The following is an 11,608-nucleotide window of genomic DNA, read 5'->3' on the forward strand; positions in this document are numbered from 1 at the left end:
GCAGTTACCGAACGCTTGATTAGGGAATAAACCTCGCCCCTTAAGGCAGGGATATAGGCCAGTAGCGTTGCCTCATTATGGGTTAGATAATGGGTAATCCAGCAAGCGAGTGGTAAGCGATTAAGCCGAGTCTCCAAGTAATGATTCCTATCAAGAATCCCCCAATGCAGTCACTTGGGTAATGAGCCAATAATAATACTCTGGAGATCGATACCAGGCCCGCCTCAATGATTAGAGGGACTCCCCATAGGGGGCCAAGCAGTGATGCGGTGAATAGTGCGGCGCCCCATACGACTGAGCAGTGATTGCTGGGGTACGATGATCCGCTGGCCCTAACTGCATTAAGAGGCAGCTTCTCGTAGGGTCTTGGTCTCCGCACCAATTCCTTAATGGTTCTCCCAAAAAGTATTGATGATGCTACCACAATTACCAGCGATGCAGCGGCCCTATACTGTCCCATAATTATTAGAATGATAGTGATTAGTGACCAGAAAGGTAATCTACCGTATTTGGTTAGCAATTCCATGCCTTTTCTCGGCGATCTTAGGCCGGCTACCCACGCCATGATTGTCGCCTCTCCATCATATGATTTTATCAGCACGGTGATTATTACTAACGAAATTAGTGCGGCGATTATTAACATTCGATTCCCCAAGGCCCTTGCATATTATAAATCTTGAGTTTCAAAGGCAAGATGAATCGCCTATTTTTCCACATCACCACTTCTGGGGCTCTGCCTCGCCGCTGGCTATTACTCTTAATCTATTCGATGCATCCAATTCATCCAGTATCTTAGCGACGGATGCGGGAACTAGGTTTCTCCAGGTTTCGTCTCCCTTAAGGATTTTTTCCCTTATCAGGGTGGAGACATAGATTTCACGGGAGAAGAGCGGTTGCTGAACCACCCTGTACCCTGCTCCTCGTAGAAGCATGGCGACGAATTGATTACCTGTATATGCCACGTCGAATGGAGGTATATATGACTCGAGGTACTTCACCCATGAGTGGTTATTCTCCGTGTTATTAAGCGGTATCATTATTAACCTGCCTAGATCTATATTGACTTCCTTCATTGCCTCCCGCAGCATCAGTATTCGTTCTCCTGCAGTGAATGGATCCTTCTCAGAATAATTGAATTGCGCTGACCCAACCACGATTATCAATTCATCTACTTCCCCCAATATATGTTGAATCGCCTTCACGTGTCCCCAATGAGGAGGCTGGAATCTACCTATGAATACTCCACGCATTGCATAGACCCATAATTATAGGGAATTAAGTTTTTTCCATGTTGGCCAATCTTCCCGGCTCAATTAATGAGGTCCTCCACGTAATGTGGAGGCAATAAATAGGTCTCTCCTCATTGGCTTGGATTATCGGCTTCTATGGGCAAATGCTTAAAATATACGAATAATTCGTGGAATTTGATGAAAGTAATAGTAGTGGGCGATGAGAAGACCGTCACCGCGCTCAGATTGCTGGGCATAGAGGGGTATGTGGTTAAGTCGCCCAGCGATGCCATGAAGCTCATCGATTCCTACCTGAATGATCCGGATACCGCCGGCATATTCATAACGTCCTCCATAATGGATAGCATTAGGGAGCAGGTTAACAAGATAAAGGAGCGGCGACGCGTGCCGCTGCTGATGGAGTTTCCATCGCTTGAGGGCACGGAGTATAGGCCAATAGATTACTTAAAAACACTGAGAACAGCATTAGGGATGTAGTATGAGTAATCGAGTAACTAATCTAATAGAGGACGTGTTTAAAAGGCTTCGGGACGACTTGGATGCTTGGTCCACAGATCTTAACCTGAGGCTGGAGGCAGACATATCGGGATTCCTTGATTCCCTCACTTCCAAGNATAGGGATGAGGCTAGGGACATCGATAGGGCTGCCCAATTAAAATTAGAGCAGGAAATGTATGAGGCATCACTTAAGCNTAAATCGGAGAGGCTGAAGCTAATCAATGATATATACGGCGATGTTTTATCGAGCGTTAGGAGCGAGGTAATGAAGAGGCGAAACACTCCTCAATACGCCAACTTATTAAGATCATTGCTTAACAATGCGGTTGAAGTGATTCAGTCAAACGAGGTAAAGTTAACATGTTCCCCGAAGGACATGGATGTGCTGAGAGCCATAGGCGCCGAGAAGGGGTTATCATTAACGTTGGAGAGCGGGCCTGAGGACATGCTTGGATTCAAGGCAAGCAGCATGGATGGTTCCATAACATATGATGCGACGCTGGACTCAATTCTATCCCTATTGAGTGAAAACATTAAAAACATTATCGAAAAGATCGTCGAGGAGGATAACAAGTGAGCCAAAGCGGTAAGGTACTCGTAATAAATGGTCCAGTGGTGAAGGCCGAATTACCTGGAGCTAAATTATATGAGCTAGTGTTCGTCGGCGGCATGGGGTTATTCGGCGAAGTAGTTAGAATCCAGGGCGATGTCGCTTTCATCCAAGTATATGAGGACACCACCAACCTAAGCCCGGGCGAGCCCGTTAATAGAACGGGAGAAATGCTGAGCGCGTGGCTTGGACCCGGAATAATAGGCCAAGTATATGATGGAGTCCAGAGGCCNCTTAAGCTAATCTATGATGCCACGGGCCGCCCATTCATAGCAAGGGGAATCAATTATGATAAGGCGAGCCCCCTTGACTTCGGCAAAAAATGGAGATTCCAGCCTAAGTTGAAGATCGGCGATGCTGTGGAGCCGGGTCAAGTGATTGGGGTCGNCCAGGAAACGCCATTAATAGAGCACAGGATAATGTATCCCCCGCTTCCCGGAAACAGGAGGGGAACGCTGAAGTACATAGCTAATGAGGGTGATTATGCAATAGATGAAACTGTAGCCGAAATCGATGTGGGGGGCGGCGATGTGATTAAGGTTAAGATGTGGCACAAGTGGCCCGTGAGGGTTCCGCGTCCATTCAAGGAGAAAATGCCTCCCAGCGATCCATTAATAACGGGGGNTAGAGTTATAGACACCATTTTCCCGATAGCCAAGGGGGGAGCCGCTGCGATTCCGGGTCCCTTCGGCAGCGGCAAGACAGTTACTATAAGGACGCTCATGATGTATGCGGAGACGCAGTTCGGCATACCCGTTCTCTGCGGTGAGAGGGGTAATGAAGCGGCCGACGCATTACAGGGACTCTTGAAGCTGAAGGATCCAAACACTGGTCGGCCCCTATTGGAGAGGACAACCATAATAGTGAATACCTCCAATATGCCTGTTGCGGCGAGGGAGGCATCCATATACATGGGCGCAACCATAGCGGAGTACTTCAGGGATCAAGGATACGATACGCTAATGATGGCTGACTCAACTTCGCGTTGGGCAGAGGCAATGAGGGAAGTAGCGCTAAGGATAGGCGAGATGCCGTCTGAGGAGGGCTTCCCCGCTTACCTCCCAACGAGGCTTGCTGAGTTCTATGAGAGATCCGGTAGAGTCAAGCTAATGGGCGGCGGCGAGGGCTCATTAACCATAGCGGCATCCGTGAGTCCGCCTGGCGGTGACTTCACTGAACCAGTTACGTCTCACACGTTGAGGTTCATTGGCGCGTTTTGGCCTCTCGACGCTAGCCTAGCTTATGCCAGGCATTACCCAGCGATAAACTGGTTGAGGGGCTTTAGTAGGTACGTGGATACCATTGCCGAGTGGTATAGGACCAAGGTTGCGGAGGACTGGGTTCAAATAAGGAATGAGGCAATGTCGGTNTTAACGCGTGAAGCCGAGCTTCAGGAAATAGTTAGAATACTTGGCGTGGAGGCTTTAAGCGAAAGCGAGAAGCATATGTTGAATTCCGCCTACATGATTAAGGAGGGATTCTTGAAGCAGGACTCATATAACCCAGTTGATGTTCACTCGCTTCCGCCGAAGCAGTACTGGCTTCTTAAGGTGTTGGTTGACTTCTATCGCAAGGGCCTTGATGCTATTAAGGCCGGCGTCCCGGCCAATGCATTGAGGGAAATGGAGATAGCGAGGAGGTTGCCTAGGCTTAGAATGGAGGTGAAGAACGAGGATTACAAGATGCTGATAAAGTATGACGAGGAATTAACGAGCAGCATAGAGTCGCTTAAGAAGCAATCAACTAGGAGTGCTTAGTATAGCCATAATGTTAATGAATTCATTATCTCCACATACCCCAATTAATGTGTCGCCGCAGCTGGATATATCCTTTAAGCGTTGATTTAATTCATTGTTTAAGTCCCTTAACTTAAATGGGGTCATCGGTATCGCTATTTCATCGCATTCATTGCGCATTATTATGGCGGCCTTGCATCCATGCCTGATCAATTCATCCCGCGCGCGAACCACGTCGTCAATGCTTCTCTTAGTGNCGGCAATTAAGCAGCTTAGGTACTTATCTTTAAAGATCGAGGATAGATCAATGGCGGATAACTTGCTTATGCCGAGGTTGGCCAAGTACCTATTCAATTCCTCTCTTCCCTTATCTGTCAAATAATTCCCCGATCTCTTCGTTGCTATGAGTCCCTGTTCCCGGAGNTCCTTGAGTCGATCCCTAATGAAGCCCTCCCCTAAGCCGCTTAGCTTAGCTAAGTAGTATCTCCCTGAACCATCGTGAATGCTCAGCATGGCCAATAAAGCCGCCTCCACCCGATTCATGCTATATATGAAATTGCAAAGCTTTTTAAAATGCGTGTAAATGAATGCATTGGGGACCTACTTGTATGGAATAAGCAAGGATAAGTACACTGGGGCGCTTGAATTACCTATTCGAGTTTATAATACTGCAACGAAGTCCATGGAGAAGATGACGCTCCTAAAGGCNGGATTAGCCAGAGGCTACGTATGCGGCTTAACTCCCCAGGACTCAATGCATGTTGGTCACGCTAGGACAATAGTGTTTTTCGATGTATTCAGGAGATACCTAGAGTACCTGGGACTAGACGCTCGCCTCGTCACTAATTTCACCGATATAGATGACAAGATAATAGATAAAGCCAAGCAGGAGTTCAGGGATGATGCGATAGAGAGGTGGTACGAGGTTCCCAAGCGTTACATGGAGGAGTACTTCAACGTGATCGATGCGTTATACGTTAAGAGGGCTTACGCATATCCCAAGGTGACGGATAACATAGGCGACATGCTGAAATGGATAGATATGCTAATAAAGAAAAACGCGGCGTACATAGCGAATGGCTCCGTATACTTCGATATAAGCAAGGTACCTGGGTACGGCGACTTCTCCGGTCAAAAAATTGAGGAGCTAGAGGCGGGGGCGCGAGTGGAGCCGGAGCCGGGGAAACGAGGCAACCTTGATTTCGCTCTATGGAAGGCATGGAAGGAGGGCGAGCCATGGTGGTCCAGTCCCTGGTCCCCAGGACGACCTGGCTGGCACTTGGAGTGCGTGGTCATGTCGACGAAGTACTTGGGTGCGCCCTTTGATTTTCATGGCGGCGGCCAGGACCTGGTGTTTCCGCATCATGAGAATGAAGTGGCGATAGCGAGGATAGCATTTGGCGTGAAGTACTTCGCTCGTTATTGGATGCATGTGGGTTACGTCACCATGGGCGGCGAGAAGATGAGTAAATCGCTGGGCAACGTCATAACTGCTAGGGAAGCATTAAGCAAATTCGATGGCGAGGCCCTCAGGCTTTATTATTTGATGACTCATTACAGGAAACCAATGGAATTCACAATGGATGGTCTAGAGTCCGTTCAAGCAACGTTAAGGGGTCTATACGCCAGTTATGATTATGTTATTCAATTAATGAATGAGGCTAAGGATGAGGGTGGGGCCGATGATGAGGNCATGAAAATAGTGATCGATCACATGATTAAGATAGAGGAGGCCTTAAATGATGATATGAATACGCCCCAGGCAGTTTCGAGCTTAGTGGCATTATCTAATTACGTGAATTCACAAGTGCTTCATAGGGGCGACAAATTATCTAGATACGCATTATCGAGCATGATGGATGTATTGAGTTATGTGGGCCAAATATTCGGCATATTCAATAAAACAATGCTTCCACCGAGGCTGGTCGATGCCATTAATGTAATGGTAACCATTAGGCAAAAATTACGGGAAGCTAAACAGTTCGAGGCCGCGGACGAGATAAGGAGGAGGCTGGAGGACATGGGAATAATGCTTAATGATGCCGGTAAAAGGACTTACTGGTTCGTTGATAGGCAAAGGCTTCGATGAAAATGGCAGTGCATCATGGTTCCTCTTCTCTAGCTTAAGTTTTATTAAGCCATATCTATATGATGAGNTGCTTGCAATGATAGATAAAACACGGGAAGAAGCATTAAGAGTGTTGGAGGAGACCACGAGATACGGCGCGCAGGCAAGGGAGACTGCGCTGGAGTACTTGCCCAGCGACTTGTCCTACATTGTTCCCCAGATACGTCAAGCCTTCATTAACTTCAGTGAGCGATATAGAAAAAGCAGGAGCGTGTCATTAATAGACTTAGTCTCGGACTATGATAATATACCGAGATCAGAGCTGCTTCTCAGATACTTGGTCTTATCCTCATCGGTGTCAGCCACCATAGAGAGGCCTAAGTACAGCTTGATTTACTCAGCCATGCGGGACATGTATGGTGACCTCATGCCTTTCCTGGAGGAACCAACCTGGAAGAGGGCCAGGAAATTCACGCTAATTATCAGCGATAGAGTCGGTGCTTCTCGGGATGATTTAGGCACTGCATTAAGTAACTTCGCGGTCTCAATGAATAGACTAGTTAAGTCAACCCTGGTGAAGCGAGTCGCGTTGATCGGTAGGTATAGGGACTTAAAGGACTTCTTAAGAAACTTCATGCCGGATAAGGCATCCCTGCACAGAACCAAGACGCTTAGTCTCCTCACCAGGATAATAGGTCATGAGACTAATGTGCCATTCGCCGGGAAAATCATAATAAGAAAGGAGAACCTCAAGTATGATCCGGTGGTCGACATGTATACCGCCATTGTCGCCCTAAGGAGCGGCGCCTTTCTGGCGGTAGATAATGAACGAACCAGGTTAATGATGATTAGGCTGCGGCAGGGAGTGACATCATATAAGATGCGTAAAGTGGTTCCAATAGTGAGGGACACCGTCAAGGCTGCGCGCGACTCAATGCTGTATGAGAAGGGGGCATCGGATATAGGTCGGAATTATTGCTCCAAGCTTGAGTGTGATAAGTGCCCCATACGGCATGTATGCAAAAGATTTACAAATATTGAAGTTAAGTGATAAATCATGCTTAGCGACGCGGTGATTAAGGCCCTAAATAAGGTCACTGGTAAGGTGTCCACGGTCGAATTCGTCAACATGGTGATCGCGCAATTAAGGGAGGGCGGGACTCAGCTGAATGAGGATGAAGCTAGGCCCCGCATAGTTGATGAGCTATGGGAGTTACATAAGCGCGGAATAATTAAATTCAGCGATGACTTAATTCAGTTTGAGAAAACTCAACAAACGGCGTGACTTGATTTCTCTTTCAATGAATTATCGTGTTCTGGTTATTTTTCTTCGGCCAGCTATGTCCCAAACCTCTACTTGGATGCCGGACTCAAGCCTGCCCCGGATATCCTCCTCAACTGAGTCCAGGTTAAGCTCAAACGTGGAGTAGTCCCTTAAATCCATTAATTGAACTGAGTTACCCGTTAATGCTATTACTTGCGATGTGAATTTCTCTATCACCGGCACTTCAACAGTGGAGTCCACGGGCAGTATTAGGGTTCGCTTCACATTATCGAAAATGCCGACCCCCACTATCCTAGTCTTGGCGCTGCCGTGCTTCCCCGTCTTGCTTTTCTCGACCTCGACGACTCTGCATGGTTCTCCATCTATCATCACATATGAGCCCTCCTTTATCTCTCCTGCCTCTGCTGGTCTAGTTGACATAACGATATCATCACCCCAATCAATACATTGTTTTTAAATTTTTATATCCATAACGATTAAACGCCTGGCTTGTTTAGGGAATGCATTTAATTCCCCTTTTTTCTCAAACATGAATGGAAGCCAATATATTGATAACTAATGATGATGGGATATATAGTCCAGGCCTCAAGATACTTTATAATGCCGTGAAGCCCTTGGGTAATCCCATAATAATAGCGCCGGAGACCCCTAAGTCATCAAGCGGATTAGGCATAACCCTACATAAGCCTCTCCGCATAGAGGAGATCAACGTTAATGGTTTACGCATGTGGTCAACTAATGGAACGCCATCCGATATAATATATCTGGCCCAAAAGGTTGCCAGCAAGATAGATATAGCCATTAGCGGCGTCAATATAGGCGATAACACGTCAATACAGGTAATACTATCATCGGGTACAATTGGGGCAGCCGCACAAGCAGCATTAATTGGAGTACCCGCAATAGCGTTCTCCGCCGCCGTGTCAACAACAGGCGAGTTAGAGGCCGCCTCGCCCTTCATTGAGCCCCTCGCGAGAACAGTGATTAACTATGTCATGAGGAGGGGAATGCCTAGGGGAGTCGATGTATTGAGCATTAATTTCCCATCTACATTCTCGAAAAGCACTGTGGCCAAAATGGCGGAGGCCGCGCGCTTCAGGTATGAGCAGTACCTGGATGAACGGGTTGATCCACGCGGCGGCAAGTATTATTGGCTCTACGGCGAGCAAAGAAACCCTAAGCCGGGCACGGATGTTTATGTCGTTAATGTCGAGAAAAACATAGCCGTGACTCCCCTTTACCTGGATCTAAATGCGAATAAGTGTAATACGCATGATGATTTGCATGACTTGATAGATGCAATAAATACCGCAATTGCTTCATGGATTTAGGCATTCATTAATAGCGTCTTCATTGCTTTTTCTATTTCCATGTCCACGCCACAATCCTTAGCCTTAATCTCTTCATTTAATTCATCATCGTGCCTCATGAATTCCCTAATCATCATCGCCATTAATTGTTTATCAATGGATCCCTTAACGAAGAGTTCCTTATTCCTCTCATGCAGTAAGCGAAGCTCCTTGCTTTCCAATACATGGAGTCTCTCCTCCTTCGCTAAATGAAGCTCGATTAAGTTGAGGAGAAGGGATAAATCATCCGGGGAACCAGTCCTCAAGTAATTCAATATTGCCTGCTTAATAATTAGGTGCTCAGCCTTCGATATCACTAATCCATGGGCCTCCTCATTCACTAGCGACTTATCCATAAATCATAATTGCATTAGCTGAGGATAAATTTTTTCCCATAGTCTAAGCCTCAGCAGAGTCATCATGATCAGTGCTGCAAACCCTCAGCATCTAATACCTAGGTTGAATTGATTATTTAAATTTTGAGATGGCGACCCCATTAAGGCGAGGAGGTTGGAAGGATTAATTTAACTAGCTGCAATAGATTTTTAAATGGATATCTATGTGACTCTGTCGTGAAGCTATATGGCGGAGTCACTGTCCGATGAAATAAACTTTAAGACTAATCTAGATCAGGAACGGGCCCGCAAGATCGTGGATGCATTGCGGAATGTATATGATCCGGAGATACCGATTGATGTATATGATCTTGGCCTCATATATGAGGTATCCATGGAGGGGGATAAATTAATAATCAGGATGACGCTGACAGCTGTTGGGTGTCCATTATCCCAGGACCTCGGTTACTCGGTTGGCGGCGCTCTTCAATCAATAGTGCCTGAGGCTAAGGATATAGATGTCGAGGTAGTGTTCGATCCTCCATGGACGCCGTTGAGGATGACTAAGATGGGGAGGGAAATGTTTAAGGCAATATATGGATACGATATTGTGGAGCAATGGCTTCAACAACAATCCCAAGGCCAGTGAATAATTAACGCGTGATTATAATGGAGACGATCATTATACGCGCCGCCAGCGGCAAGCATGAATTAGAGCCCGCAATTAACGCCATACTTCGAGGCGGTTTAGTGGCTTTCCCAACGGAGACCGTTTATGGCCTCGGCGCTGACGCCTTTAATTCCACCGCGGTGAGGAGGATTTATGAGGTTAAGGGGCGTCCATCCGATAATCCAAGCATAGTTCACATAGCATCCCTCGATCAATTAAGTGATGTAGCCATCGATGTGCCGCCCCATCTTTACGATGTTCTACGCAAGGTGTGGCCCGGCCCCTTCACAGTGATTCTCAGGAAATCGCTCACAGTGCCCCTGGAGACCACTGGGGGGCGGGAAACAGTGGCAGTCAGGATGCCGGCCCACCCAGTAGCATTGGACTTAATACGAGGATCTAGGCCAATTGCGGCCCCCAGCGCGAATTTATCGGGTAGGCCAAGCCCCACGAGGATCGATCACGTAATTCATGACCTGATGGGTAAGGTGGATGTCATAATAGATGGAGGGGACACTTACTTCGGGGTTGAATCCACTATTATAGACTTCACGGGTCGCCGCCCAATACTGCTTCGCCCAGGCCCCTTCACTCTAGAGGAGCTGCGTAAGTTTTTCCCCGATATAGAGGTACCGGAATTTGCGAGGGGAATTCGAGAGGCCGATGCAGCATTAGCCCCTGGAATGAAGTATAGGCACTACGCTCCATTAAAGCCAGTTACCTTAGTGGAGTGCAATGATGTGGATTATATGGTTAAACTAGCTAGTAAATTAATTGATGAATTTCGAAGCAAAGGAATGAGGATCGCCGTTATATGCAGCAGCGAGACCTGCGGTTCATATAGTGGCGTCGAATTGATAAATATAGGGAGCAGGAATGATCTTTACGGCGTGGCTAGGCAATTATTCGATTCATTGAGGCGCGTAGATGAATTGGGAGTTGATGCAGCCGTGGCGGAGGGATTCCCCGAAATCGGCATTGGGTTAGCCATAATGAATAGATTAAGAAAAGCCTCCGGATTCAATATAGTTAGGTGCTGAGCCTGCGTGATTGTTGATCATGATCTAGCGGCATTAATTGGATCATGATCCTGAGGAAACCAACGAGGGCCCCAGGGCCACCACATTGGAAAAACTTAAAATATTTACGTTAAAGGGAATCTAAACATGTTAGGCATCATTCTGAGATTCGTGGAGATACTGATTGCAGGCATATTCTCAGGCTTAATTGGTTCACTAACTGGTCTAGGCGGCGGCACTGTCTTGACTCCATTATTGGTGCTTTTCCTTGGGGTTCCCATTTATTACGCCACCGGTGCATCCCTGATATCAACGATAGCCACATCAAGCGGGTCCGCCAGCGCCTATATAAAGGATAAGATAACTAATGTGCGCATAGGAATGGGGCTTGAGGTGGCCACGAGCAGCGGCGCCATAGTTGGATCACTGAGCGCGGGCTGGATTTATTCCCATGGTTTGGCGTGGGTCATATATATAGTGTTTGGCGTGGTTCTATTAACCAGCATAATACCCACCGTTCAAAGGGGCAAGTATGAGATACCTAAGCCGCGTCCACCGGATTGGACTACTAAGGTATTTAAGCTGCATGGGGAGTATCACGATGCTGCGCTTGGGCGAACAATAGAGTACTGGGGTGTTAGGTGGTGGTTGGGTGAGGTTATCATGTTTTTCGCCGGCGTCATCAGCGGTTTATTGGGTATTGGCAGCGGGGCCCTCAAGGTTCTTGGGCTTGATTGGGCCATGAATCTCCCCATGAAGGTTAGCACCACGACGAGCAACTTCATGAT

At 47.2% G+C, this 11,608-nt stretch carries 14 protein-coding genes and 1 pseudogene; 10 read left to right on the plus strand and 5 right to left on the minus strand.

Going from position 1 to position 11,608, the window contains the following annotated elements; translation table 11 throughout:
• Positions 1 to 82 precede the first annotated feature (82 nt).
• Both AT710_07305 and AT710_07310 read right to left on the minus strand, forming a co-directional pair.
• Positions 83 to 643, minus strand: a complete 561-nt coding sequence (locus tag AT710_07305; GenBank protein KUO91148.1) for a hypothetical protein — start codon at positions 641 to 643, stop codon at positions 83 to 85.
• A 73-nt stretch (positions 644 to 716) separates the two neighbouring features.
• Positions 717 to 1,250: a nicotinamide-nucleotide adenylyltransferase gene (locus AT710_07310; protein ID KUO91149.1), complete on the minus strand. Its 534-nt coding sequence runs from the start codon at positions 1,248 to 1,250 to the stop codon at positions 717 to 719.
• Between the two features lie 177 nt (positions 1,251 to 1,427).
• Here AT710_07310 and AT710_07315 point away from each other — a divergent pair, with 177 nt between their 5' ends.
• The 3 genes from AT710_07315 to AT710_07325 all read left to right on the plus strand — a co-directional run bounded on the left by AT710_07315 (position 1,428) and on the right by AT710_07325 (position 4,115).
• Positions 1,428 to 1,727: a hypothetical protein gene (locus AT710_07315; GenBank protein KUO91150.1), complete on the plus strand. Its 300-nt coding sequence runs from the start codon at positions 1,428 to 1,430 to the stop codon at positions 1,725 to 1,727.
• A gap of 1 nt (position 1,728) precedes the next feature.
• A complete protein-coding gene (locus tag AT710_07320; protein ID KUO91151.1) occupies positions 1,729 to 2,325 on the plus strand; it encodes a hypothetical protein in 597 nt (198 codons plus the stop codon).
• On the plus strand, positions 2,322 to 4,115 hold the full coding sequence (locus AT710_07325) for an ATP synthase subunit A (GenBank protein KUO91152.1): 1,794 nt from the start codon (positions 2,322 to 2,324) through the stop codon (positions 4,113 to 4,115). The genes AT710_07320 and AT710_07325 overlap by 4 nt, the downstream gene beginning before the upstream one ends.
• Here AT710_07325 and AT710_07330 read toward each other — a convergent pair.
• Entirely contained in the window at positions 4,098 to 4,637 is a 540-nt protein-coding gene (locus AT710_07330; GenBank protein ID KUO91153.1) for a hypothetical protein, read from the minus strand. The genes AT710_07325 and AT710_07330 overlap by 18 nt on opposite strands.
• 109 nt (positions 4,638 to 4,746) lie before the next feature.
• On the opposite strand from AT710_07330, the gene AT710_07335 reads away from it, so the two are divergent.
• The 3 genes from AT710_07335 (at position 4,747) to AT710_07345 (ending at position 7,447) form a co-directional block, all read left to right on the plus strand.
• A complete protein-coding gene (locus AT710_07335; protein ID KUO91160.1) occupies positions 4,747 to 6,183 on the plus strand; it encodes a cysteine--tRNA ligase in 1,437 nt (478 codons plus the stop codon).
• The gene (locus AT710_07340; GenBank protein ID KUO91154.1) at positions 6,161 to 7,213 is read left to right on the plus strand and encodes a hypothetical protein; all 1,053 of its coding nucleotides are present in this window, start codon (positions 6,161 to 6,163) and stop codon (positions 7,211 to 7,213) included. The genes AT710_07335 and AT710_07340 overlap by 23 nt, the downstream gene beginning before the upstream one ends.
• Positions 7,214 to 7,219: 6 nt before the next feature.
• Entirely contained in the window at positions 7,220 to 7,447 is a 228-nt protein-coding gene (locus tag AT710_07345; GenBank protein ID KUO91155.1) for a hypothetical protein, read from the plus strand.
• 21 nt (positions 7,448 to 7,468) lie between these two features.
• On the opposite strand, the gene AT710_07350 is transcribed toward AT710_07345, so the two are convergent.
• Entirely contained in the window at positions 7,469 to 7,867 is a 399-nt protein-coding gene (locus tag AT710_07350; GenBank protein KUO91156.1) for a translation initiation factor IF-5A, read from the minus strand.
• 113 nt (positions 7,868 to 7,980) lie between these two features.
• On the opposite strand from AT710_07350, the gene AT710_07355 reads away from it, so the two are divergent.
• A complete protein-coding gene (locus AT710_07355; GenBank protein ID KUO91157.1) occupies positions 7,981 to 8,778 on the plus strand; it encodes a stationary phase survival protein SurE in 798 nt (265 codons plus the stop codon).
• Here AT710_07355 and AT710_07360 read toward each other — a convergent pair.
• Positions 8,775 to 9,152, minus strand: a complete 378-nt coding sequence (locus AT710_07360) for a hypothetical protein (protein KUO91158.1) — start codon at positions 9,150 to 9,152, stop codon at positions 8,775 to 8,777. The genes AT710_07355 and AT710_07360 overlap by 4 nt on opposite strands.
• Before the next feature lie 238 nt (positions 9,153 to 9,390).
• On the opposite strand from AT710_07360, the gene AT710_07365 reads away from it, so the two are divergent.
• The 3 genes and pseudogenes from AT710_07365 to AT710_07375 all read left to right on the plus strand — a co-directional run bounded on the left by AT710_07365 (position 9,391) and on the right by AT710_07375 (position 11,608).
• On the plus strand, positions 9,391 to 9,780 hold the full coding sequence (locus AT710_07365; protein ID KUO91161.1) for a PaaD family metal-sulfur cluster biosynthetic protein: 390 nt from the start codon (positions 9,391 to 9,393) through the stop codon (positions 9,778 to 9,780).
• A 20-nt stretch (positions 9,781 to 9,800) separates the two neighbouring features.
• Positions 9,801 to 10,841: a translation factor Sua5 gene (locus AT710_07370; GenBank protein ID KUO91159.1), complete on the plus strand. Its 1,041-nt coding sequence runs from the start codon at positions 9,801 to 9,803 to the stop codon at positions 10,839 to 10,841.
• Between the two features lie 126 nt (positions 10,842 to 10,967).
• Positions 10,968 to 11,608: pseudogene (locus AT710_07375) on the plus strand.

Source organism: Thermocladium sp. ECH_B (genome assembly GCA_001516585.1).
Taxonomy (GTDB): domain Archaea; phylum Thermoproteota; class Thermoprotei; order Thermoproteales; family Thermocladiaceae; genus Thermocladium.

Bases quoted from the DNA above. Each gene is read 5' to 3' on its own strand.
- AT710_07305 (KUO91148.1), bottom strand. From the start codon at position 643: ATGTTAATAATCGCCGCACTAATTTCGTTAGTAATAATCACCGTGCTG.
- AT710_07310 (KUO91149.1), bottom strand. From the start codon at position 1,250: ATGCGTGGAGTATTCATAGGTAGATTCCAGCCTCCTCATTGGGGACAC.
- AT710_07315 (KUO91150.1), top strand. From the start codon at position 1,428: ATGAAAGTAATAGTAGTGGGCGATGAGAAGACCGTCACCGCGCTCAGA.
- AT710_07345 (KUO91155.1), top strand. From the start codon at position 7,220: ATGCTTAGCGACGCGGTGATTAAGGCCCTAAATAAGGTCACTGGTAAG.
- AT710_07350 (KUO91156.1), bottom strand. From the start codon at position 7,867: ATGTCAACTAGACCAGCAGAGGCAGGAGAGATAAAGGAGGGCTCATAT.
- AT710_07355 (KUO91157.1), top strand. From the start codon at position 7,981: ATGGAAGCCAATATATTGATAACTAATGATGATGGGATATATAGTCCA.
- AT710_07360 (KUO91158.1), bottom strand. From the start codon at position 9,152: ATGGATAAGTCGCTAGTGAATGAGGAGGCCCATGGATTAGTGATATCG.
- AT710_07370 (KUO91159.1), top strand. From the start codon at position 9,801: ATGGAGACGATCATTATACGCGCCGCCAGCGGCAAGCATGAATTAGAG.